A 24,865-nucleotide genomic window follows, 5' to 3' on the forward strand; every position below is an offset into this window, starting at 1 on the left:
ACAATGAGTTTGATTAACTGAAGCATTGGTTAGATCGATCTCTTTTGATCTATGAGCTAGCTGAGCTCACGTTACACTTAGAGCTTAACTTTCATTAGATCTTGTCCAAACACTTGGGTCCACCGCACAACTCGAAGATGCTTGCCTCAATAACGCTCAGAAACCGTTCTGCTGAGCTAAGAAGTCGCACTCCAGTTCTTGGTTGAGGAGGCTGTACAGGTGAAAGCTGAATATCGCAAACTTTTTTTGAAAAATGTAAATTAATTTCTACTTGAAAAACAATGAAGAGAAGATTATTCTGAGGCAAATACAGCGGTTAAAAGAGTCTTATGAGCCAAGATAAGCCATCACGACTAGATGTATATCTGCAAGAATATGAAAAGTTGAAGGACGAACAAACAAGCCGGATCGGGTTTCGAGACAATTTGTTATATGTGAATTTAGCGGCTATTGGGGGGATTTTAGCGTTTGTTTTTTCTAAGGAATCTAGCGGAGATGCACCCAACTATACTGCGTTATTAATCATTCCTTGGGTGTCTGTAATTTTGGGTTGGACTTATTTGATTAATGATGACAAGATCTCTTGTCTTGGCAATTATTTTAAGAAGAAATTGGCGGATAGCATTCAGACGGAGCTTCAGGGAAGCCAGTTGCAGGAGGACGAACTTAGAGATGAATCGCTGTTTGCTTGGGAAGAGTTTAATCGCACATCTAAGAGGAGAATACGCCGGAAGATTGTGCAGTTGTTAATTGATGAAATAGCGTTTGTGGTACCTGGCATTCTTTCGGTAATTACCTTTAGTCGGTTAGGTGGGACTACGATCGATTCCCTGGTTCAAGCCTTGTGCTGGGTTGAGTTATTAATTGTGATTCTGTTAGGTGTCGAGATTTTTATTTATGCGGAGCCGTGGAAACTATTAGACAAGAACTAATTCTGAAATGATTCAAGAGCAAGTTGATCTGACAAAACATGGTGAATCAAGCTTGCAGCCGAAGCAGCAGCAACCTCTCGATGAGATCGCTTGTTGTCTTTATTTCCATCGCCCCAGTCACTAATGCCTTTAACAACAATCCAAGGAAGATTATGCTTATCTGCTACTTGATACAAACCATACGCTTCCATTTCTGCACCAATTGGGGCTTTTTCTTTGAAATCCCAGAATAAATTGACTTTGTCATCTAATCTATTCAGCAATTTGTTTCCAGTTAATATTGCTCCTGGCCTATGTGCTTGGCAGCGCTTACCATCGGGGCGGAAAAACTCCCAACCTGAGGATGAAGCATCCCGACATAGAAGCTTTAAATTATGATTAGATGGGGGGTTTGGAGAACTATATTGATTGTATGGATTTTGAACACGCACAGGATCATAGGGAATGATGTAGTCAGATATTAAGATATCCCCAACTTTTTGCGTTTTGGGAGACCTACCACAGGCAATACCCACCATAATTAAAATACGAGGATTCAAATCTTTTATGCTATCTTCCACAATGTCTGAGACAGCGCCTCGACCTGCATAACCCTGTCTACTACACATGATCACAGCAGTATTAAACGCACCAAACTTACCAAAGTAATAAGTAGGAATACGTACCTTCAAAACTTCTTGATGATTCGGATATGGCTCCAAGAGGCGCAAAACAGAATCTTGCTCTGTTTCTGATGCTGTCACTAGAAGGACATCAATTTCATTCTTTAACTTTGGGATCTCATCTCGGCTAATTGATTTTATCTGAGGTTTCTGTTTTTGGTACCAACCACAGACTTTAAGATCGTATTCAAAACTATCAAGTGAGTCTTCTCCAGATAATTCATCACGTAAATTTTGTTTACTAGGAGCTGCTTTGGTCTCTATCAATTCCCTCTCAGATACTTTCTTTGTATATTCTTCAACAACAGCAACCCATACATTAGGATAATACTTGTGAATTATACGCATTAAATCATGTAAGCCATCTGGCTCTTCATCATATATTTCAACCAGTTTTTCTATTTTCCTGATGCTTTTATTCTTTCCTTTAGGTACTTCTTCCCGTCGAGCAATTAATCCACCATCAAGAGCATTCTTTACAAGGAGATCTACATTCCTAGGGAACTTAGGAACCACTATTAAGATAGCGTCACGTAAGAAACCGGAATCGTTTAATTCAATCATCTTTCAATTCCTCAATATGTTTTTATACAGTGCAATATATAAAAATATGAAGTTAATCAATCTATATTAAGCGCGTTTCATAATTTTCAAGTTCAATATGTCGCGAATGTGATTTTCTATTTCTCCTTTTACTATTGTCCTGTCTTTTATTGTATTCTTCTAATACTTTGCTTGCAATTGCTTCAAAGTATTTGTCAATTACACTCATTAGCTTGAACACTCCCTCCTCACTGTATTGCTCCTCGTATATCTCAACCAACTTTTCTATTTTCTTGATACTTTTATTCTTTCCTTTAGATACTTCTTCTTTTCGAACAAATAATTCTCCTGAAAGAGCATTACCAATTAAGAGATCTACGTGAGCAGTGAACTGGGGAACTACTTCTACGATAGAAAGGCGTAGAAAGCCCTTATCCAAAGATTGCCAATCTAGATCATCAAATGATTGAAAATCTAGACTCAATGATTGTCGATGATCTAGAATTGCTTGCTGGTCGTCATAGGGTGGACTATTATGATGCAGCCCTGTGGACGTTTCCGTTGTCGGCACAGAAACACATAACCAAGGAGTCGTGTCATCGTTAAACCTAACCCAAACGATTTGCCGATCCTCAGAATTAATGCGACGATACTTGCCTTTAGCGTGCACTTAAAATTCTCTGATATATACGTAATCATTAGTAGATTAACTTATTCGTAGAAGAGACTCAATTAGTATATTTCAACTAGTCAGGAATCAGGACTTGTGAAAAATCCCCTCAGGTTATTGCAACTATCAGAAAGTTATTTGCCTACTTCCTTCGGGGTATATCAATAAGCTATTTTCTTTTTCTCTTCTTCTTTTTCTTTCTATTCGTATCACTGTCATCAGAAGACCAAGCTCCCCCTGACTTACTTTCTCCTGAATCTCCTCGGGGATTAAAGTTGCGATTCTCGGGATCTTTACGTTTTTTCGGCTTATCCCAGTCTGGACTCATTATGATCACCGCCCTAAATCAATGATTGAATTAAATAATACTTAAATTCAACGAATGTTACCTTAGCTGAGCCAATTCATCGACTTGCTGCAAACCAGTGTATTTATAATACAAATGCATTAATAAATGTAAGCTGTATTTGGTGTTCATGATTAAGATGAGATAGGCTCTCTACTGATCTACCATAGAAGTGATAAGTTTCTGATTAAATTGTCAAATTTATACATCATAGATGAATCAACTAATTCACTCTTAATTCGCCTTTCTGTATATGTATCTGTCCCATTTCCATGACAGAGAGATTGAATGTACCATTCAAATAATGCTCGTTCGGAATGTAAGGAGCGGCAGATTTCGCTATAAGCCTCTGCCAATCTATCATCCAGATATGAAGGGGCTGCGCATCCTGACTGCGCATCATCATATCCCCTATTTGTAGGATCGATTGGATGACCACCCCCTGGCGACCAACCCGGACGTATCGGTTGTGAACTCATATCTTTACCAATCTAGCTTTTGGCCAATAGATGAATCAACGAATTCATCCAAATCAACGCGCTCCTGACCAAATTTTAACCGCTTTTGCTCCGATCGCAACTTTTCCGCCGAGCCTTGCAACAGATCATAAATATCGCGCAACCGCATATCCGCCCTGGCATCATTTTGCGAAGCCTTGATCAGCGAAGCCTCCAATACTTCTGGTTCCAAGGCAAATTGAACTTGACCATTAGACTCCCCAATACCCAAATCAACATCCGTCGCCTTCAGAAAAGCAGCCATTGCCCACCGGATCCCATCTTCCCCAAACCAGCCCTGAATCTGCTGCAAATATTCACAACCCTCCCGATACCGCGAAATCCGGAACGGTGGAAACTTCTCAAAATACTCACTTTTCTTTGCCCTTGCCGACAACCCGTTATCCCGCTCAAACAAAAACGTTCGACGACGATAGGCCGACTCCGCCATCACACCCCCCATTTGAGTGAGTACCGTCAACTCCAACCAAGTCGCAAACCCCTCATTCACAATCACCGAACTATCCCACAACGCCTGAATCGCCTTGCGATAGCGGAGATACATAGCCCGAGGATAGGGAGCCTTCAACCGCTTAACCTCCGCATTGCGCGTCATCCCATGGCGATACAAAATCGCTAACTGCTGCCCGAGCTTCGTATGACTAAAAAAGAACCCATGCCCATACTTCTCATGCAGCACCAACGCCGCCAAATTCTGCGGCAAGCGCTCCTCTTCACCCTCCGCAATCAACAAATTCTGAGCAATTCCCTCCGCAAAATTCCGGTGCCGTTGCCCCAGTTCCGCCGCCAACTCCGGATCATAGGGAATACAGCACCCATGCAACGGAGAAAACGTTGGAGCAACCTGATTCAGCAAATACTCGATCAAGGGACGATTTGACCTACGCTCCTGCCGCGCCACCCGCAACGCCTCCAACTTCTGCTCAGCCGTCTCAGGTGAATTCAGCAACCGAACTTGATCTTCCGGGGTATAAATCTTGCAGGGGATGTTGCGAATGACCTCCGAATCAAACCGCCAATCCAGTTGCGATACCTGGTACTGTAGCTGCGCTATGAGTGGCTGTAACGCTTCCCGCTCAATCCGCTCAATCCGATTCTGCACCGACTCTGCCACCTGTACCAAAAAAGGAGAAACTTTCCGCTCCGATGCTCCCACCCGCACCGTAATCGGCAGCGTTCCCGCCCCCAGCGCACTCAGCCGCCAACGATTACTCATCCCTGCCTTCAGTGGCTCAAGCTGAATCTTGTGCGATGGAGACTGCAATTGCACTTGCAACTCCGAATCCGGCACTGCTACTGTTTTTTTCAACACCGCCACCACCTCATAGGGCTTGCCCGCTTCCAGTACCTTCGGCACAGTCCCACTATCATCCAAAACCACCAGATCAACTTCCCCATCTGGTACACATTCAAACTGCGCCGCAGTATCAAAAAACAACGGATTCCGCTGAGCAAGCTCGATCGTTAACCGAAGTTGATGATCACCCAACTGATGGGGAATCACCATCCACTGCATTTGCGTCTGTTGAAACGGGCCGATCGATCGAATCTGCTGCCTAGACTCCCGAATTTCCACACCTCGGCTTCCCTCCAGCAAGCAGCCAACATATTCCAATCGCCGCTGGCTAGAATTTTTTAGCGTCATCCGAAATTCGACCGCTTGCCCCTTCACCACCTCCGATGGCATTGTTGGCTCCAAGCAATCGATCGGATTCTCCGCCATTAACCACCGCACGATATTGAGCATAAGCTGGCGATGACTTCCGTAGCCCAGATAATCGTCTTCAAACAGTGCATAATCCGCGATCGCCGCTACTCGACCATACTGAACATCCACCCCCACCAGAAAAATTTCCTGAGTTTCTGGCAGGCGAGCCACAACCTGCGGACTCCCCAGTACTTCATCCGGAAGCTCCGGTAAAATTTCCAAGTAAGCAGGCTCCCGCAAGAAAATTTTATTAATATCTGAACTCATGTAATGAGGCTCAAACTGAGCAATGTCTTCGGGGGGATAGCTCAAAAGGCGCTTAAATCGAAGGCCAAATTCTTGCATTAAATAATTCGTACTATATTTTTCATCCTCTTCTGATGCTGGAGGATCTTGATCTTGCTCATAAACCTGGCGCTCTTGCTCAAACAGGGAATCGTAGCTATGGGCAACTAGCAAGCCACCCCCGTCCTGAACAAACTTAACAATTCCATCGATTTCCTCCTGAGTCAACAAAGTCTTCGGCGCACCTAAAACCAAGACTTTTACAGTGTCAGGACTCAAACCCTTTTTCAAATCCCCGAGGGATCCGACAGAACATTGCACCTGAAACTCATTGGTTAAGCTTTGAAAGAGCTGAGAGTTAGCTTCTTGATCACTATGATCTACATCAGACTCATCACGTTTTCGCTTAGGACGCTTGACGGCCTGTCCAGACTGATCCCCCCCTTCCACTGAGGCAACTGTTTGTTCCCCTTGGGGTTGCCACAATTCGTCATGGGATGAAGTAAACCAGATTAGCTTCTTTTTTTTAGTAGCTTGTGTCACTGAACCCTCATTCTCCAGCACGCCAATATTCTGTCCTGCGAGTAGTTCTAGCATAGCCACCACCTAATGAGACTAGATATTTTGCTTCTGTCTAGTTATGATACAAAAATACTATAGTACATAAAAACTATTTTAGCTATTAAATAATCGTTTCCTGAAAAAGAGAAGTTAAAGTGTTCATCTAGGTCAGTGGAATAGTCTTTAAGAAACGAAACAGTTTACACAAATTGAAACTACAACCAACTCACACTGACCACAGCCGAACACCACCGCGATGTCAGGAAATCGTTCCCATTATTGCTACCAAATATTTTTGGACTCCCATGGGATCAAGGTTCCGTCAGCTTAAAAGACCTGTACAGAGTTGTTGCGGTAGTTGTTTGACAACGCGCTGAAACGGGGCAGAATCTTGTAATCCTTGGGATAAAATCAACGCGCCCTGAATGGCGATCACGCCATCTTCTCCCCGTTGCTGAGCCAGGTTAGCATCCATCCCAGCTTCCTCCAGTACCGCCGCGATCGCCGCAATCCAGTCCCGCAAAATCTCACTGACCTGAGCGTGAAAAACATCACGGGCAGAACCCAAAAGCAAAATGGCAAAAAGACAGGGTTGTTGCCCACCCTCATACACCTCATACATCCGATCGCACATCACCTGAAAACGGGTTAATGGCTCACCTGAACTCCGCAGCATTTGTAGCACATTGCGATCCAGCCAGCCTTCAAGATAATCCAACACCGTTTCCACCATTTCATCCTTACCGCCGGGGAAATGATGGTACAAGCTGGCTCTCCCCAATCCAGTGGCTTCAGAAATTCTGGACAAGGTCGCGCCATCGTAACCATACTGCCGAAACAGGTTCAGTAGGCAGGGAATATACGTGTCTTTGGGCATGGGACTTGTTTGGAATATAGCCAGTGAATGCGGCCAGTGAATGCGGCCAGTGAATGTCGCTATTGAATTCACCTATTGACAGTGTACCGTTCGTTCGGTATAAATTAGATGTACCGAACGAACGGTACAGTCCTTAGCCCCCTTTCCGGGAAACCCAGTCACTTCACGATCGCCCTCAACCCAGCCCCATTCAAGACGGGAACCTCGCCCTGCTGAGATTCTCTCCCTGCTGCAACCCGCCCCGGACTCAAAGCCTCACAAGTCGCGCCCGCACTGTTTTTATCCCTACCGTCTCATCTTTACCCCTGCATCCAAAAGGAGCATTCCAATGATTCAGCTCTACGGTCATGAAATCTCTGGTAATAGCTACAAAGTTCGGTTGATGCTGTCATTGCTCAACCTGGAGTATGAATGGGTCAGAGTGGATTTAATGCAAGGCGAGCATAAGTCGCCGGAATACCTCGCCATGAATCCCTTGGGACAAGTACCACTTCTAGTGGATGGAGCCATTCAACTGGCCGATGCCCAAGCCATTTTGGTTTATCTGGCGCGGCAGTATGGCGGTGACCCATGGCTCCCGCTGGAGGCTCTCCCCCTCGCGCAGGTGATCCGCTGGTTATCGATCGCGGCGGGAGAAGTGCGCCAAGGGCCTGAAAATGCGCGTCTCTACCATTTATTCGGCACTGGAACCAACATCAATATTGAGCGAGCGACCCAAAAAGCAAACTTAATTCTCAGCCAACTCGATCAGCATTTGCAAACCCATACTTGGCTGGAGTTTGACCGTCCTACGATCGGTGATGTCGCTGTCTTTCCCTATGTTGCTCTCGCTCGTGATGGAAAAATTGATTTAGATGCATTTCCCAACGTGTTGAACTGGATCGATCGGGTCAAACAATTACCCGGTTACATACCCATGGCAGGACTGTAGTTCTCTGCAATTTAACTCATCCCATTGCATAGGAGAGAATGTACCATGGCAAATCCAGGCTGGTCACAGACCGCGTCTCCTTTCCATGCGGGGGAACTGGCCATTCAGGCGCGCTTGGGCATCCAAGAACAGATGGACAAGCAAGGTCGGCGAGTCATTCGGGACTATCTCCCCGATCAGTTTCGGCAATTCTTTGCCCAGCTGCCCTATGTCATCGTTGGCACGATCGATGCAACCGGGAATCCCTGGGCATCGATCCTGGTCGGCACTCCTGGCTTCCTTTCCACGCCGGACGATCGCACATTGAAAGTGGTTACCCAGCCCCTCTTGGGCGATCCCTTCGCTGCTAATCTGGCGCAGGGGACCAACATTGGCTTGCTGGGGATTGAACTGCCAACCCGTCGCCGCAACCGGGTGAATGGGATTGTCACTGTCATTGATTCCGATGGCTTTGAGGTACAGGTACAGCAAAGCTTTGGCAATTGTCCCCAGTATATTCAAGTCCGCAGGTCTGAGTGGGCTGAAGGTGATTCGACAACTAAATTCCCACATTCGATCGATCGATTGGGCGAGAGAGAACAAACCCTCATTACCACGGCTGATACTTTTTTTATTGCCACAGCCTATCAAGCTGAATCAGCGGGTGCGGCCAGTGGCGTGGACGTTTCCCATCGGGGCGGGAAACCGGGTTTTATCCGACTGGAGGGCGATCGCACCCTCACCATTCCTGATTTCTCCGGGAATCATCACTTCAATACCTTTGGCAATCTGGAGGTGAATCCCCGGGCTGGTCTTTTGTTGATCGATTTTTCTCAAGGCCATTTACTTTACTTAACAGGGACTGCTGAAGTGATTTGGGAAGGAGCGGAAATTCTCACCTATGCTGGAGCAGAACGCTTATTGCGCTTTCATCTGCAAAGTGGCTATTACGTGGAAAGGAGTCTGCCGCTGCGTTGGTCAGATCCCGAATTTTCACCGTTTCTCGCTGACTAAGCTGCTCTGAATTAGCCCCTTAGTATCTGCCTCATTCATCATTAGGAAGGCGTTTTGATTATGGAAACCAAGCCACCCCTGCCTCCATTCACCCTAGAAACCGCCAAGATCAAAGTCCAAGCCGCTGAGGATGCTTGGAATACCCGCGACCCCGATCGCGTCGCGCTGGCCTATACTGAAGACTCTGAATGGCGGAATCGATCGGAATTTTTTAGCGGGCGACCTGCGATTAAAGAGTTTCTCAAGCGCAAATGGGCCAAGGAACTGGATTACCGTTTGAAGAAAGAACTCTGGTGTTTTATGGATAACCGCATTGCCGTGCGATTCGAGTATGAATGGCATGATGATGCAGGGTTCTGGTATCGCGCCTATGGTAATGAAAACTGGGAATTTGCTAGCAATGGTCTGATGATGCGTCGGTTCGCCAGCATTAACGATGTGCCCATCCAGGAATCAGAACGCAAGTTTCGTTGGGAGCGTACCTAATCGTTGCATGAGCCGTAATTGCATAGGAAGGGAGAATGAGTCTTTTGAAGCTGAATTTAGGCTGGTTGCGCTGGATATCGATCGAGAGCCCCTTGGCGCAGGTGTAGCGGCCCTCAACGAACCAACCCAACTTTGCATAATTCAGAAACCTTGGCGCTATAAAATCGTCTTAGGAAAAGAAATCGTCTAGCCCGATCGGCCTTTTTTCCCTGATTTCCCCTCGGGTCGCTGGACAATTCTTTAAAAGCCCATTACTCAATTTCCTATGCGTCATTCTATTTTTGCAATTAGTTGTCTGACCCTCTCAACCCTGCTGACGGGCGGCCTCACCACCGGTGGCCTTGCGCAACCCTCCACTGTCCCCGCCGCACGATCCGGCCTCAGCGACGAAATTGGCTGGGAATTTGTCGGTGAATCCACTCTCAACTCCACCCAAATTGTCGAAACGGAATATGTGGGCGACTGTCCCGGCAGCGAGATTGAAACAAAAGAAGCCCGCTTCACCTCCAGCAAAACCCCAACCGGCGATCGCCGACGGGTTCTTGTGCGTAACACCACCCGTGGCCTGACGGGAGATACGATGCCCTTCACGAATCGGGAATATGACAAGGGCCGATCGTCGGAAGCCACCAAAATGGAATTCGGTACCAGCCACTCCTCTAAACGCTTGCGGGTACTGCCGGGAGTCAATGAATTTGACTATGAAATTCGAGAGCGCGATCGGGTGATTGACTCCGGTAAATTCAGCGCCAATATTGAAAAAGCAACCCGCCAAATTACCCGCAATGCCCAATGGTACAACGAAGAAGTTTGTGCAAATTCTTCCGTTTCCAATAATGTTTGTGCTGATTTACGGCAGCGTCGCCAGTTCCGTTGTTCCACGGGTAAAGTGCTGCAAAGTTATTTTGAATCCGACGATTCTCCCAGCTATCGCACGTTGATTTCCAATCAAACCAACAAATCGATTCGGCTATCGATCGATGGCGATCTCTACCGTTTGGAATCTGGCGAAAGCGTGCGCGTTCGTCGCCGCAGTTCCTTTGAAGTGCGCTACAATCCCACCTGCCAAACCTGCGAATTGACCCACAGCAACTATGTGGAAGCTGGGAAGCGGGTAAAATTCCGCCAGCAAAATAGCCGCATCGAACTCGTAGACTATCCCCGCGACGATTACTAAAACGATTGCTAAAAATTACCAAAACGATTACTAAGATGACTCCCCAGAGCCCTCAGCGATGGCCTTACCAAGGACTCCCAATGAGGGTGAAGGCTGACCAGTAGTAGGGATGGGATAGGGTGCGATCGCCTAAACTTTCCAGCTCGTTCGGTAACGCCGCTTTTCCACCCGACCATTGCAATTGGCCGTTCTGCAACTTCACCTGGCCCTTCAGCATTTGGATTTGGGCCTGCCGAATGGCCTCGGCTTTGATGGGCGACTGGCGCAATTGTTGATAAAACTCCGCCATTAACCCCGATGTCCCCTCATCATTCACATTCCACAGGCTTGCCAGCGCCGATCGAGCCCCCGCCTGCACCGCTAACCCCGCAAAACCCAACTCCGCCTCGCGATCGCCCAGGGCCATGCGGCAAGCACTCAGCACTAACAAATCTAAGGGCGGATCGTTCCAATTCAGCTCCCGCAACTGATTCAGCCGGAGGCGTTGATCCTGAAGTTGAATGTAGGAATCCGTCAGATCCCCCGGCAAGAATTCGCCATGGGTGGACAGATGCACCAGTCCAAAGGGTTGACGCTGGCGTTGATTTTTCAGATTCGTCAAGGTGAAGTCTTGGTTTAATAAAATACTTCCCGGCCAGAGTCGGCGAATGTTGGTCAATTCCAATTGAACTGCTGGCAATGGGGCTTGGTCAGTGAACTGGGTGGCTCCCGCAGCCAGCACTTCCGCTTGCCCCAAATCCACGAGGCGCGAGTCAGTCAGACTGAGGCTCGGCATGAGGCCAATGCTGTAGTTTTCCACGAGGAACTGTTTGCCATCGTAGAGCGCTGCTAACGGAATAAACCGCAGCCCCGTATCTAGAACAAAGGCAATATTGCCAATCTGCCGATCGCGCAATTCCCGTTCGATCGGACGAATCAGCCAGTCATACAGTTTTTTAGCGGATTTCAAATAACTGCGGGTATTGGTTTTGCTGGGGTCAGCCACTTCCGATCGGAATTGCTGGGCTAGGGCCACAACCTGGGTGCGATCGGCTTGGGGAATGCGCAGAACGTAGGGGGGCTCAGTGGGGGTCACCAACAGCAGTTCCAAGGACTCCTGCTCCTTGACCCGCAATTTGATATCCTTTTCCTGCCGTTCGATCGCGCCTTCTGTCGTGGGGACGAATCCCACATACAGCAATGCCGGTCGGATGCCAGTGACCTCAGATACCCGTTCTAGGGTTTTACGCGCCGCACCCAAAGAAATCACTCTAGGCAGATCCGGCAAATCTAAATAATCGGAAAATTCAAATGTGTGATCATTTTCCCAGTTATCAAACTGACTCCCGAGATCTAACAAATTATTATCGCTAGCCGGTGGCGTTTCATTCTCGTTAGGCGATTTTTGTTGAATTTCGGGGAAAGGCCGTAAGTTAACCGGCGCTAGTGGCGTAATAATCGGTTGATCGGGTGTAATGATGGTAATGGTGCTAGGCGCTGTCCCCTGAACAAAGGTGCCAGCAATCGATCGTGTGGGGTTTAAGCGGTTGGTGCCCCCCGTCGTAATCGCTGCGGCAGTTCCGCTAATACTGGCATCACCAATCGTGAATGGAACATTCGGCACTAATTGATTGGTTCGGATAATGACAGAACCACCCCCACTCCCACCCGCAGTAGAAATTGTAGAGAGAACCCCATTTCGATCGGTAAAACTGCCACCCATCCGTAGGAATCTCGCAGTGGTAATATCAACATTTCCACCAATGCCGCTTGTGCCTCCCTGGGCATTGATAAAACCAATTTCAACATCACCATTGGGATCAACCAAGACATTGCCACCGTTACCAAGATAGGAATAACTAACGATTCCTTTAAGACGAATTTGGTTCTGGGCGATGACTTCAATATTCCCGCCTGCTTGGGTGCTACTAGCGCTACTGGGTAGAGCGGGGCTACTGGTGATTTGCAGAGGAGGGAGAACGGCGCTGCTGAGTACTAGTTTGGGGGCATCGATCGAGGCCGCTTGTAAGGTCAGTTTGCCGCCTGCGGTATCGAAGACAAGGCTATCGGGAACGGTGAGGGTTCCTGTGAGTTTGAGGGTCAAATCGCCGCCGCCGGTTAAAACCAGAGTTTTTGGGAAGGTCAGATCGCCAGCTTTACTAAGGCTAAAATTGCCGCCCCCCGTACTCAGGATGAAAGGCAGTACCAAGGTTGTTGGAGCCAGTTGATCACCGATCGTCAGGCTGCTACCGGAGAGCAGAAATTCATCCGGCATGGTGAGGGTTCCGCCTGCATTCACAACCAGCTTGCCGTTTTTGCCCAGTTCTACGGTACGATTGCCAATCACGATCGGTTCCTGAGTCACTGGATCGAGTTGAGTAGCTGCGCCCCCTACAGTCACGTTCTGAGCAGCCCACAGGTTAATATCGCCTGCTCGATCGGTTCCGCTAGCACTAATCACCCCCGTTTTCAGACTGCCTTTCTGGGCAATGATATCGATATTGGAGCCAACCTTAGCATTGCTAGAGCGAACATCTTTGACATCAATATTTCCCTGTTGGCTCACCAAACGAATGGTGCTAGCAGAATCACCTGCATTGGGTACGATTGGCACAATCCCTGTCCCAGAATCTCCTGTTACATCCAAAATCACACTGCCGGATTGAATCATTTGTCCAGCTGAAATTTGAACATCTCCTGAACGGCTGAGCCCTCGAGTATAAATGCTACCAATGCTCGCTGCTCCGGTAGTCGATAACGTTACTGCACCGCCCACCGGATTGGCTACGTCAGAAATAATGACGCCAGTCCGGATGCCACCATTGCCTGCAGTGAGACCAATGTTCCCACCTGTTTGAGACAACAGATTGTTAGTAGGAGGACCACCGTAAATAGCGAGATCGCCTGTGGTGATTCCCCCAGCATTCGCCGTAAGAGTAATGTCTCCCACACTAGCTCCATATTTGCGAATGTTTAAATATCCAGTACTGATGTTGCCAGATCGGGCAGTGAAATTAATGCTTCCGGCTGATAAATTGTTAGGAAAAAGGCCGGGACTGGTTGTGATTGTACCTACACTAATGTTATTGGCTGTGATTATCAGGTTTCGACCTAGTGTATCAATAGAAAATCCTGTTCCATTAAAATTTCCCAATGCTTCAAACGTTACCGTAGAATTGGCAGGAGTAGTAAAGGTAATATTTTGATTGAGATTGATATCGCGGCTGGCTTGGAGAATTAAATTCCCTGTAATGGCTGCAATCTCATCAGCCTGAATGCTCAAATCGGTAGTTGTTCCAAACTGATCAAATAAAATACCATTGTCTAAGTTGACGGGGGGGAGATAAGGGTTAAACCCAATGATATTAATATCCTGCGGATCAAGTAAAACCGTTCCCGCAGGCCCCTGACTGGCGCTGACATCCGCTTTCCCTAAAAAGCCGAGGTTTTGTTTGCCGGACACTTCAACAAAGCCGCCTTGAGTTACGCCTTTGGCAGTAATCTCGCCGTTAAACTGCGTAGCCCGATCGCTCCAAACAATCACCCGTCCACCGTCACCGGATTGCAACGCATCGGCTTGAATTTTAGAAGCTTGATCAATATAGGTTTGTTCTGCATTGGGAATCGTGCCTTTGCCTTGGTAGTCGCCCCCAATGCGAATTGTGCCTCCGCCAGCATTACCCGAAGCGTTGAGATTGGCATTGACGATCGCGACTTGGGTTCCCAAGTTCGTAATCGACCCACCCACGCTGGATGTACTGGACGGATTGGATACATCCTGGGTGCCAGAGACGATCGTCGTACCCGTTGTCGTTGGGATTTTCAAATTTGATCCGGTGAGTTGTAACGTGCCATCGGCATTGACCGTAACTCCCGTTGCCGTTGGCAGATTGCCCCCCGTCAGCAGTTCCGGCAGAGACGTGGTGCGGAAATTCTCTGGGGCGTCTATCCAGGGCTGGAGTTCCAAACTCAGTAACCCAGTCTCGGAATTCAACGTCGCAACGGTTTGCCCAGATACGGACGCGATCGTGAGTTGTCCCCCCGGTGCGGAGAGCGTCCCAAAGTTAAATACCGTCCCTGCCAGCAAGCTCAGATTTTGTCCCGTCGGAACTGCCAGATTGCCAAAATTCGCGATCGAACTCGGTTGCGGAGCCGTAAAAGCAAAGGTATTGGGCGTTCCCAACAGATTGCTGTAGTTGTTATTGCCGAGGACATTCAACCACTGATTGCCCAAGCCCACCCGATCGGCAGTCGTAGCGGTGAATGCAGCGGGAACATTCAGGGATGCATTACTGCCAAATAAAATTCCCGCTGGATTAATTAGGACGAGATTAGGATTACCCCCGGTAATTTGAATCAATCCGTTAATGATTGAAGGATTACCACCATTCACGCTCCCCAGAATATTCTTCAACGCGGGATTGGCTAAAAAATTAGCCGTTTGCCCCGTCTCCAGGCCAAACTGAGTAAACCGATGAAATAAATTGCTACCATCCTGGGAACGACTGCCCCCGGTAATCTCAAAGCGGTTCCCCTGCTGGTTGACGATCGTTCCTGTCCCGTCGGCTGCGGGCACGATCGGTTGTGCTTGCACCGAGGCCATTAGCCCGATCGCCCCTAGGGGTAAACTCAGCACAGACAAACTCAGTCGCGAACTCATTAACCGCTTTAATAATAGATTCATGGCTTTTCTCTTAAGGGAACTTCACAACAGGTATTTAACGGCTGCGTGGCAACCTCGTCTAATCCGGCGGTTTTCAGGAGACTTTGCCATTCTTTTTCGATCGTGCCATCTTTAGGTTGCTGCAACCGTAGATTGGCCATAATGGTTAGGGCTTCATTCCAAATACCGGCTTGCATATAGCGTTTCGATCGTTCGATCGGTGGAGCTAATAAAATTCCTTGGAGCAATTTGGGTTCTGTTTTTAAACGAATCATTGAAATATCAACAAACTGATTAACGGAGGTATCTTTTTCATCACACCTGACAACAAATTTCCAATGGACGATTTGATTAAACGGTAGTGGTGCTTCCGTTTTGGGCAGTTGAATGCGCATCACTCCAGGCTGAGCTTGCTTGAGCGTCAAGATCGTGCGCTGGATGGTGAACTGATTATCTTCAGGATCGGGTTCCTCAATGCGTAATTCGGCGGGATGATTGGGGGTGAGGGCATAGGGCAGGTAAAACCAGAGGGTGGGATGGGCTTCGGTCGTAGATCCCACAAATAGCGGTGCTTCTTTCCCTTCCCGTAGCATGGGCACGAGGGCAGTCAGAGGTTTGTCCGATCGACAGCCTCCTCGGCTAGCGGCTCCCCGAGGTCGGTTGTTGTCTGCCCGCCGGGATTGTCCTGTGAGTAACCGCCGAAGCCGCTCGGAAATGGATTGTGCGGCACTGGGGGGAGCCTGAATACTGAAATTCAGTCCCGTGAAAACCAGCGCCAAGCCGACGGCAAGGAGCTTACGATCAAGGAATTTACGATCGTAGATCACGTAATCTCGAAAGCATTGACGCCAGTGTTGGGGAAACTTCATCATACGGGTAGATTGCCTATTGTCTGATAGATTGTCTAGTGTCTTAATAAATTGCCTAATAAATTAATTACCTATTGTCTGGACTGCTGCTGACGAGCGGCCATTTTAACTGAAATGACTGCCGTTGTTACCATCATAAACGCCGGGGGGAGGAGCGGTACCCAGGTGGAACCCAGGCTAAACCACAAGCAGGCACTGCCCACCAATCCGCCCATCGCGATGCCGAGAAAGAGGCTCCGCCGCACTGGATCGAGCCACAGAACCACGATCGCGCCACCCACGCCCGCCCAGGCCCAAATCCACAGGATATCTAACCAGAGGGGCCAGACTTGCAGCAGGGGCCGATCGTTCAAGGCAGCACTCAGGAGTTGGCTGGTCATTTGGGCTTGCAACACCACTCCTACGATAGAACCGTAGGGGGTTTTAAAGTAGTCGTTGTTGGCCTCAGAACTGATACCGACTAAGACAATGCGATTGCGGACATCCTGTTCGGTGAGCTGGCGATTCAGCACGTCTTCTAGGGTGACTCGTTTAACAAAGTTGTTCACCCGTTCCTGGGCGGTTTTGCCGGGGCCGAGCCGATAGTTCAACAACAGGTAATGTCCTTCGGAGTCGATGCTGCCCTGGTAGGCGTTACTAAACAGCCCCAGTCCCGGTAAATGGGTTTTCCCAAAGGAAATCGATCGACCGATGGCATCCGGTGCAATTTTCGCAAGACCTGTTCCTTGTACCCGATCGAGGTAATGCTGGGCCACTGCCCAACTGAAGGAGGCGATCGTGGGACAGGGCATTTCAGGCAGGGGTTTCCGTACCATCATCTGCTTACGCACAATTAAATCAACGTCATAGACAACGTCAGAAAATCCTAAGCGATTTTGGGGAAGATCCGGTGGTGGATTAATGGCGCGATTGCTGTCAGGATCTCGTCCGTCTCCGTTGGGCAGTTTGCAAAGGCCAATGATGCGGTTGTCAGTCCGGAATCGCTGGGCGAGTTGTTTAACTTGAGGGTCGATCGTGAAGTCGCGGTAGAGATCTAAGCCGATTAAGCGGGGCTGGTAGGGCAGCAGTGCGCTGAGGACGCGATTGAGGGAAACATCAGAGAGGGTGCCACGGGCGTTTTCGTTGCGTTGCAGTTGGGCTTTAATATCCGCTTCCGTGACTTCGATGATGAGAAAGCGATCGTCGGTGCCTTCCACGGGTTTGATTTGGGCCATGCGATCGAAGACCCACAGTTCCACGGGTTCCAGTAATCCGGTGACGCGAATTCCCCCGATCGCCAGGAGCATCGCCGCACTGGTGACCAAAAGGGTAGGTAGGTTGGGGCGATAGCCAGGGGCTTGACGGCTGGTGGTGATGTATTGGACTTGCAGTTCCGTAGGGGCGGGGGCTTTAGTTGCACTTGTTTGCAGCCAGGTTTCCGCTTGAATGAGGTCTTTTCCACGCAAGAGAAAACTGGGTTCGCGGTGGTTGCGATCCCACTCCAGGGCTTTGATTTGCAGGCGGGTGTGTTGTTTGGCGTAGTCCAGATCGGTGTCGATCGCGGTGACTAGGGTTTGGAAGCCTTGCTCAAAGTTGTCCTGATCGCGCAAGAAAATCCAATTGAGGGCACTGAGGGTGGGGTGGACTTGCTGCGGATCAACGTCACGGTAGATGACGGGAACGAGGCGTTTATTGTTTTGGATGGCGTGTTCGATTTCCCAACCGCAGACTTCCGAAGTGACTGAATCAGGCGAGAGAATAAAGACGAAGGTATTGGCGGCTTCGATGCCCGATTGAATGGATTTCCACCACTGTTCGGTGGGTTGGATGTTTTGCCAATCGACCCAGAGATCGCGATCGCCTTGGCGCAGGGCGTCGTGTAATTTCTGCACGAAGGCTTTGTCACGACGGGAGTAGGAAATAAAAACGTCGGGGGTGGAGCCGGGAGGCAGGTCGGGGGTGGAGCCAGGAGGCTGGATCGGTTTACTCGATCGGGCTTTAAAGCGAGGCAACATAGAGTACAGAATAGAGCACAGGTGATCTGGGTGAAAATGGCTGGAAAACGGATTCAAAACGGGGGATAACTGGACAATTAAGAATGCTATCAGTTAATAGAATCGGAGCATTCTAAGGAACATGCAGGTCACAACAGGTCACATTTTTTAGCGTAGTTGCCCGGTTTGAATTTTGCAACGATACAACGGCTGAAAATCAGGTCTGTGTGAGTAGCATTTGATACATACTTAATGCTGGGTGATGCAGAGGTGCGAGGTTAAAAAAGATGCCTCAGGATTCTCCCAAGGCAATTAAAAAGAAATACGATCGTGATTAAAGAAGTGTAGAGATTAGTCAATGAAACTTGAATTGTGTGGGCAACACTAATTAACGAACGCTTCGCACTAGAAAGTTAGGTTGGCCACAACTTTTCTGGGAGTTTTTCAGAAGTTGGGTGCTGCACTCTCCCGGTTGACCGTTTTTGCTATGGCAGACCATGACTTCTTTGAGGAAGCGTCCGGAGCCGGAGCAGGTGGGGGCGATGCTATTTTCGGTCATGGCGGGGTTGGCGCGGATGAAGTCTTGCTTCAGGTCGCCGATCGTGGTGCGGAAGGGTTGGGTGGGTTTGATGTAGCGATCGGGGATTTTGACGCCGTTTTTCAGGTCAAAGGCGAGTTGGTGATATTTAGTTTGGCTGAGGCCGGAGCAGGTGCCGTGTTTTTCCCATTCGTGGGTGTAGAGTTTGGGGCTGGGATAGAGGTTGGGGAATTGTTTTTTGATTTTGGGGTTGAAGGCTTCGGTGGTGCAGTTGGCGGGCCAGCCGCTGTTGTATTGGGGCCAGAGGCCATGGAGTACAAAGCCGAGTTGTTTGCCTTTGCTGCATTGGTTGGGGTCGCGGGAGCCTGCGGTTTCGCAGTAGTCGGGGGACCAGGAGAGGGTGAGGACGTAGAAGTCGAATTTGCCAGGGACGTTTTGGCTGGTGGTGGTGGGTTTGGATTGGGGTCTGCGCCGTGCTTCGGAGATGAAGGGGGTGAGGCAGAGGGTGGCGAGCAGCAATGTAGGGAGGATTGCTTTTTTCAACATGGTGAATCCCGATTGACGATCGATCTAGAAAGTGGATGTGTGTGCGATAAGGCTGTAGGAGCTATACATCAGGGTAGGGGATCTTTCCAGAAATGTAGCGATCGTTGCAATATTCGTTTAAGTTCAGGGTCGATCGGGCTTGCAATAAGGTGAAAGTCTTGCGTGAAAGAGCATGGCCATCCTAGGTTTCACATTTGTGACTTAGGAAACCCAAAGCCTTGGGATTTTGCTATGTTCCCAATATGATTTCTTGAATGAGTATGAAGATGCGATCGATTACTACCTGATTCACTACACCGAATCTTTTGATAATCAACGTTTGATCCAAGGCATAGATTTTGTCAGCCCGGATGACACTAGGCTTTTTGAGATTTCCGCTTTCCAAATCTGGATTATCGATCGTGAAGCTAAACGGTACAAGATCGGGGTTGGAGGTGACTGCAACTACCAGTGCATCTCGTGAGTGGCGATTGTACTGTGTACTAGAAATGATAATGACTGGTCGGCGCTTTTGAGAGGATAAGTCAGTGAATGGAACAGGAATGAGAACGAGTTCACCTTGTCTAAGCATTATTCCATTCCGCATCGTCAATTTCGTTATCCCAGAATCCCAGACTACTGCTGGCTGCTGCGACTAGGTCAGCGAGGGAATCAGGCTCATCTGGCAGAACTAAGACAATCACTTTCCGGCCTGTTGCGAAGGGAACTTGTAGTTCAATATGACCTTGCGCTTGGACTTCAACTTCATATCGAAGCGGTGTTGGGTTGGAAGCTATTTCAGACATCGGAATTTCCTATCAATGTTCAGATTAGTTACTATTGTAGAGCACTCATGATCTGGAGAATGGGCTGGGCTGTGAGACAAAAGATTGAGGGATCTTCGTCTTCTAGGTGAAGGGCGACGGTTTCACTGAGGTTGGCGGTGACTTCATCGAGGGTTTGCCCTTGGGTGACGACGGAAATTTCGCGGCATTCGGCAACGTAGCCATTGTGGTCATCGCTACGATAAATGCAAGCGTGGATGTAAGGGGATAAACTCATAGATTCTGCTCTCGAACTGAAAGTTCTGCCCACTGGAGTTAGCGTAGCAAGCAACATCCCCAGTAGCTGAGTTAGTTAACCAGGAATAGCCCTATTTTAGCCGATCGCTCTAATAGTCATAGTCTTATTAGCGATCGAAGGACAGATGATAAAATGGGACGATCATGTTCGATTTGAAAAAGCACTAGAAATACTGAATTACTCTAGGGATAACTCCGATGGAGACGCTGAAATACACCCTGATCATTCAGTGGTCAGAAGAGGATCAACTCTATCTCGTTCATTGTCCCGATTTCCCGTGGCAGCAGTTTATTACCCACGGTAGAACCTATCAGGAAGCGGCGCGTAATGGACAGGCCGCGATCGAAGGGCTGATTGCGGTGCTACAGGATAATCATCAGCCCGTTCCTGTACCATCTATCAGTCCAATGCTGAATGTGGTTTAAATAGCGAGGTGCAAGGTTGAATCGATCTGCCCTTCCCCTTTTCCATCTTCCCCTTTCCCTAATACTTATGTCAGAATAGAAAATAATTAGGATGAGGTTGAGCGATGATACGAGAAGATCTATTAGCCATCATTGAAGAAGCAAGGCAGAGTGGCCGGAAAAGTCTTGATTTGTCGTGGAAGCAAATTCAAGAATTACCTGATTCAATTGGTCAGCTAACTAACCTCACGCAATTAAATCTTTACAACAATCAACTGACTGAATTACCTGATTCGATTGGTCAGCTAACTAACCTCACGCAATTAAATCTTTACAACAATCAACTGACTGAATTACCTGATTCGATTGGTCAGCTAACTAACCTCACGCAATTAAATCTTTACAACAATCAACTGACTGAATTACCTGATTCGATTGGTCAGCTAACTAACCTCACGCAATTAAATCTTTACAACAATCAACTGACTGAATTACCTGATTCGATTGGCAAATTAACCAACATTAAAACACTTGATCTTCATGACAACAAATTGGTTGGCTTACCTGATTCAATTGCTCAACTAAGCAACCTTGCAATACTTGATATCAGTTTAAATGAGTTAAAGAATTTACCTGATTCAATTGGTCAATTACATGGTTTGGTAACACTTTATCTCAGCAACAATCAGCTGAAAAATATCCCTGAATCAATCGGTAGATTAACCAACCTTACAGCACTTTATATCAATAGTAATAAACTAGAGACTCTTCCTCGATTAGTTGGCAAATTAATCAAATTGCAAACATTCAATCTTGAGGGCAATTTCTTGAATACAATCCCTCCTGAGGTTATTAAACAAGGAGGAATTGCGGTTCGTGACTATTATCGACAGCACATAGAAGCAACCACAGATTTTATTTATGAAGCTAAGCTGATTATCATTGGTGAAGGTGGATCGGGTAAAACCAGCTTGGCAAATAAGCTAATCAACTCTCAATACGAGCTTAAACTCGAAGGCGGCAGAAATCCTGAACAATCGACAGAAGGAATTGCTGTTATGTACTTAGATTTTAATCATTATAGTGGTCAAAAATTCCGTATCAATATTTGGGACTTTGGTGGCCAAGAAATCTACCACGCTACCCACCAATTCTTTCTTACCAAACGATCCCTCTATCTCCTCGTTGCTGATACTCGACAAGAAAATACTGACTTTAACTATTGGTTGGAAATTGTTGAACTCCTCAGCGAAGCCAGTCCCACTCTGATCATCAAAAACGAAAAACAAGATCGTCCCTGTCAAGTGAATGAGAACCAACTGCGGGGCCGGTTTCCAAACCTAGAAAAAATTCTGGCAACCAATCTCGCTACTAATCGCGGCCTCCCCGAAATTTGTGCTGCTATCAAACACCACATCAGCCAACTTCCCCACATCGGCACCCCATTGCCCAAAACCTGGGTCAACGTCCGCCAAGCCCTTGAAACCGACACCCGCAACTACATCACCCAACAGGAATTCCTCACCCTCTGCGACACCCACGGCTTCAAACGCCACGAAGACAAACTCCAACTCAGCGGCTACCTCCACGACCTCGGCGTCTGCCTCCACTTCCAAGACGACGACCTCCTACAACGCTACGTCATCCTCAAACCTGAATGGGGCACCACTGCCGTCTACAAAGTCCTCGACACCGCTAAAGTCCGACAAAACCTCGGTTGCTTCACCAGCGAAGATCTCAAACTCATCTGGGCCGATGAACAATACGCCGACATGCGCCCAGAACTCCTGCAACTGATGAAAAACTTCAAGCTCTGCTACGAAATCCCCCACCGCCCCAAAACCTACATCGCCCCCCAACTCCTCTCCCCAAACCAACCCGATTATCCCTGGGACGACACCGATAACCTCATCCTGCGCTACCACTACGAATTCATGCCCAAAGGGATGCTCACCCGCTTCATCGTTGAAATGCATCGGCTCATCGACAGCGATCTCGTTTGGAAAGACGGCGTCATCCTCCAATCCGCCAACACCCGCGCCGAAGTCATCGAAGCCCGTTACCGCAACGAAATCCGCATCCGTATCTCCGGCTATCCCAAAAAATCCCTCCTAGAACGCATCCGCCACGAGTTCGACAAAATCCACCAATCCTATGGAGAACGTCTCCGCTTCCAAGAATTTATTCCCTGCAACTGCACTACCTGCAAAGGCTCCCAAACTCCGCATTTTTATGCACTTAATCGCTTGGAAGAACGACTCAAAAACAACCGATATGAGATCGAATGTGATATCAGCTATCAAATGGTATATGTGGAAGGTTTAATTGATGATGTTTTACGTGTAGAGAGCAATCAATCGAGTATTGTCGATGGTAGAGATCCAGTAGAAGATATACAAGTATACGAAAAGTTTCCTATTTTTTCTATGGACGTAATCAAAGCTTATCTAAATGAGGTTGATGAATTAAATTCCTCGACACAAAATAATATGGATATAGATGATCAAGTCGTTTAAGATGAATTGCTAAAAATGATTAAAAATAAAAGCTATATATAATCCAAATGTCGAATAACCATAAGCTAGATATCATGAAAAATCCAAAAAATATATACATTTTGTATCCTCAAGAATGCAAAGATTTTTTTGAGTATGCAGTTGTACCTGATCTTCAAAAATCACTAAATTTAAATTGTAGCTTACAAGGCTATAAGCATATAGACCGAGAAATTATTCAAATCATGATTAACAAAATCAAAAATGCTAGTATTCTAATATTTTGCTATTTTGGAAAAATTGAACTAGAGCATGCTTATAAGCTGGGTCTTGCGCATGCTTTTAATAGCAGAGTAGTATTGATAAACTTTGCTTGTACAAAAAATGATTTGAACTTTCCTAGCTTTATAAATTATGATTTCCTTATTCTTGTTAGAAAATCTATCAGTAGCGAAGATATCAAACGGTTGAATGAGGATATCCAAAATGTAATTATCTCATGTTTATCTGTAGATACAATTGGTTTTCTATACAAAAAAGCTGTCAATATTTGCAAATCACTCGAGCAGAGATATTTACGTAAAATACCAGTAGTCGATCAATCGATATTTGCAAGTCGATTGAAAAAAGAGGAGATTCGCATGTGTTTAAATGAGTATGATAAATCTTCGAAAATATTGCTTGTCAAGGTGATTGAAGATATTCATATACTAAGTATTTTGCAGATCAATGAACAATTCTTTTCTAATCCTACTCCTAGTTTTAATTTAGGTGATATGAAAATTTTCGTTAGCTACAGCCATGAAGACGCCGAATGGCTGAAAAAACTGCAAATCCACCTCAAACCCCTCACCCGCAAAGGCACGATCGATCTTTGGGACGACACCCGCATCCAAACTGGCGACGACTGGCAACAGGCAATTGAAACCGCCCTCGCCAACGCCCAAATCGCCATCCTCCTCGTCAGCCCCAACTTCATCGCCTCCGACTTCATCGCCGACAACGAACTGCCCCCCCTCCTCGATGCCGCCCAAGCCAACGGCCTCAAAATCTTCTGGATTCCCATCAGCTACAGCAGCCACACCGAAATGGACTTCAACAAATACCAAGCCGCCCACAACCCCAAACAACCCCTTGCCAGCCTCCCCCCCGTCGAACAAGACCGCGTCCTCGTCAAAATCTGCCAAGACCTCAAACGCCTCGCCACCTAATCCCGATCCGCCCCCGCAACCCCAACCCTAGCCACCCTCCAGCCCACCGAAGCCACACCCCTGAGCGCCAAAGATTTTCGTTCCATTAGAAGTTTCTGAAGTAGAATCCAAACGAAGCTTCCAAAAAAAGGGTTGAGTTCGTGATTCAAGTTCTAGCAGCGCCAATGGAGACGGATGTGGATAACGAAGCATTTGAATTGGGCATCGATCCGGCTCTTGTGCGGTCTGCTCGGGTAATTTACGAAACCTTCTACACCGTTCACCCCGAAGTCACCGACCTTCCCCTCGGCGTCGCCATCAACCGCTTCACCCACCGAGGCAAACTCATCTTCAGCGGCAAACCAATCTTGTTGCCCCAGGAATGTTTTATCCCCTTTGAACTGTTTGACCATCCCCTCGGGCAATATGAGTAGTACCCAATCAACTTGTGATTGCA

General features: G+C 47.6%; 20 protein-coding genes. 9 read left to right on the forward strand and 11 right to left on the reverse strand.

The window, feature by feature from the left end; all coding sequences use genetic code 11:
• Window positions 1-329 precede the first annotated feature (329 nt).
• On the forward strand, window positions 330-932 hold the full coding sequence (locus tag H6G21_RS24105) for a hypothetical protein (protein ID WP_190576930.1): 603 nt from the start codon (window positions 330-332) through the stop codon (window positions 930-932).
• Here the strand turns inward: H6G21_RS24105 and H6G21_RS24110 are convergent.
• The 4 genes from H6G21_RS24110 to H6G21_RS24125 all read right to left on the reverse strand — a co-directional run bounded on the left by H6G21_RS24110 (window position 929) and on the right by H6G21_RS24125 (window position 7,102).
• Window positions 929-2,158 carry a hypothetical protein gene (locus H6G21_RS24110; protein WP_190576933.1) on the reverse strand — a complete coding sequence of 410 codons (1,230 nt, stop codon included), beginning with the start codon at window positions 2,156-2,158 and terminating at the stop codon, window positions 929-931. The two genes, H6G21_RS24105 and H6G21_RS24110, sit on opposite strands and share 4 nt — an antisense overlap.
• A gap of 61 nt (window positions 2,159-2,219) precedes the next feature.
• Window positions 2,220-2,807 carry a hypothetical protein gene (locus H6G21_RS24115; protein WP_190576934.1) on the reverse strand — a complete coding sequence of 196 codons (588 nt, stop codon included), beginning with the start codon at window positions 2,805-2,807 and terminating at the stop codon, window positions 2,220-2,222.
• 829 nt (window positions 2,808-3,636) lie between these two features.
• Entirely contained in the window at window positions 3,637-6,261 is a 2,625-nt protein-coding gene (locus H6G21_RS24120; RefSeq protein ID WP_190576936.1) for a hypothetical protein, read from the reverse strand.
• Window positions 6,262-6,547: 286 nt separating this feature from the next.
• The gene (locus H6G21_RS24125) at window positions 6,548-7,102 is read right to left on the reverse strand and encodes a TetR/AcrR family transcriptional regulator (protein WP_190576938.1); all 555 of its coding nucleotides are present in this window, start codon (window positions 7,100-7,102) and stop codon (window positions 6,548-6,550) included.
• A gap of 328 nt (window positions 7,103-7,430) precedes the next feature.
• Between H6G21_RS24125 and H6G21_RS24130 the strand changes: the two genes are divergently transcribed.
• The 4 genes from H6G21_RS24130 (at window position 7,431) to H6G21_RS24145 (ending at window position 10,689) form a co-directional block, all read left to right on the forward strand.
• On the forward strand, window positions 7,431-8,033 hold the full coding sequence (locus tag H6G21_RS24130; protein WP_190576940.1) for a glutathione S-transferase: 603 nt from the start codon (window positions 7,431-7,433) through the stop codon (window positions 8,031-8,033).
• A gap of 45 nt (window positions 8,034-8,078) precedes the next feature.
• Window positions 8,079-9,026, forward strand: coding sequence for a pyridoxamine 5'-phosphate oxidase family protein (locus H6G21_RS24135; protein WP_190576942.1), 948 nt, complete (start codon window positions 8,079-8,081; stop codon window positions 9,024-9,026).
• 60 nt (window positions 9,027-9,086) lie between these two features.
• Window positions 9,087-9,512 carry a nuclear transport factor 2 family protein gene (locus tag H6G21_RS24140; RefSeq protein WP_190576944.1) on the forward strand — a complete coding sequence of 142 codons (426 nt, stop codon included), beginning with the start codon at window positions 9,087-9,089 and terminating at the stop codon, window positions 9,510-9,512.
• Between the two features lie 265 nt (window positions 9,513-9,777).
• A complete protein-coding gene (locus H6G21_RS24145; RefSeq protein ID WP_190576946.1) occupies window positions 9,778-10,689 on the forward strand; it encodes a hypothetical protein in 912 nt (303 codons plus the stop codon).
• A gap of 64 nt (window positions 10,690-10,753) precedes the next feature.
• Here the strand turns inward: H6G21_RS24145 and H6G21_RS24150 are convergent, their stop codons facing one another.
• From H6G21_RS24150 to H6G21_RS24180, 7 genes are all read right to left on the reverse strand, one after another.
• Window positions 10,754-15,352 (reverse strand): CHAT domain-containing protein, encoded by a 4,599-nt coding sequence (locus H6G21_RS24150; RefSeq protein WP_190576948.1) that lies wholly within the window; start codon window positions 15,350-15,352, stop codon window positions 10,754-10,756.
• Window positions 15,349-16,203: a DUF928 domain-containing protein gene (locus H6G21_RS24155; RefSeq protein WP_190576950.1), complete on the reverse strand. Its 855-nt coding sequence runs from the start codon at window positions 16,201-16,203 to the stop codon at window positions 15,349-15,351. Before H6G21_RS24155 ends, H6G21_RS24150 begins: the two co-directional genes overlap by 4 nt.
• 68 nt (window positions 16,204-16,271) lie before the next feature.
• Window positions 16,272-18,194 carry a CHASE2 domain-containing protein gene (locus tag H6G21_RS24160; RefSeq protein ID WP_190576952.1) on the reverse strand — a complete coding sequence of 641 codons (1,923 nt, stop codon included), beginning with the start codon at window positions 18,192-18,194 and terminating at the stop codon, window positions 16,272-16,274.
• 367 nt (window positions 18,195-18,561) lie between these two features.
• Window positions 18,562-19,257, reverse strand: a complete 696-nt coding sequence (locus H6G21_RS24165) for a ribonuclease (RefSeq protein WP_190576955.1) — start codon at window positions 19,255-19,257, stop codon at window positions 18,562-18,564.
• Between the two features lie 229 nt (window positions 19,258-19,486).
• Entirely contained in the window at window positions 19,487-19,828 is a 342-nt protein-coding gene (locus H6G21_RS24170) for a type II toxin-antitoxin system PemK/MazF family toxin (RefSeq protein ID WP_190576957.1), read from the reverse strand.
• A complete protein-coding gene (locus H6G21_RS24175; RefSeq protein ID WP_190576959.1) occupies window positions 19,821-20,042 on the reverse strand; it encodes a hypothetical protein in 222 nt (73 codons plus the stop codon). Before H6G21_RS24175 ends, H6G21_RS24170 begins: the two co-directional genes overlap by 8 nt.
• 31 nt (window positions 20,043-20,073) lie before the next feature.
• Window positions 20,074-20,298 (reverse strand): type II toxin-antitoxin system HicB family antitoxin, encoded by a 225-nt coding sequence (locus H6G21_RS24180; RefSeq protein WP_190576961.1) that lies wholly within the window; start codon window positions 20,296-20,298, stop codon window positions 20,074-20,076.
• Window positions 20,299-20,516: 218 nt separating this feature from the next.
• On the opposite strand from H6G21_RS24180, the gene H6G21_RS24185 reads away from it, so the two are divergent.
• The 4 genes from H6G21_RS24185 to H6G21_RS24200 all read left to right on the forward strand — a co-directional run bounded on the left by H6G21_RS24185 (window position 20,517) and on the right by H6G21_RS24200 (window position 24,842).
• Window positions 20,517-20,744, forward strand: a complete 228-nt coding sequence (locus H6G21_RS24185; RefSeq protein ID WP_190576963.1) for a type II toxin-antitoxin system HicB family antitoxin — start codon at window positions 20,517-20,519, stop codon at window positions 20,742-20,744.
• Window positions 20,745-20,848: 104 nt separating this feature from the next.
• Window positions 20,849-23,239, forward strand: coding sequence for a COR domain-containing protein (locus H6G21_RS24190; protein WP_190576966.1), 2,391 nt, complete (start codon window positions 20,849-20,851; stop codon window positions 23,237-23,239).
• Between the two features lie 755 nt (window positions 23,240-23,994).
• Window positions 23,995-24,429, forward strand: a complete 435-nt coding sequence (locus H6G21_RS24195; RefSeq protein WP_190576968.1) for a toll/interleukin-1 receptor domain-containing protein — start codon at window positions 23,995-23,997, stop codon at window positions 24,427-24,429.
• A gap of 164 nt (window positions 24,430-24,593) precedes the next feature.
• Window positions 24,594-24,842 (forward strand): hypothetical protein, encoded by a 249-nt coding sequence (locus H6G21_RS24200; protein ID WP_190576989.1) that lies wholly within the window; start codon window positions 24,594-24,596, stop codon window positions 24,840-24,842.
• Window positions 24,843-24,865: the final 23 nt, after the last annotated feature.

Source organism: Alkalinema sp. FACHB-956, assembly GCF_014697025.1.
GTDB lineage: Bacteria > Cyanobacteriota > Cyanobacteriia > Leptolyngbyales > Leptolyngbyaceae > Alkalinema.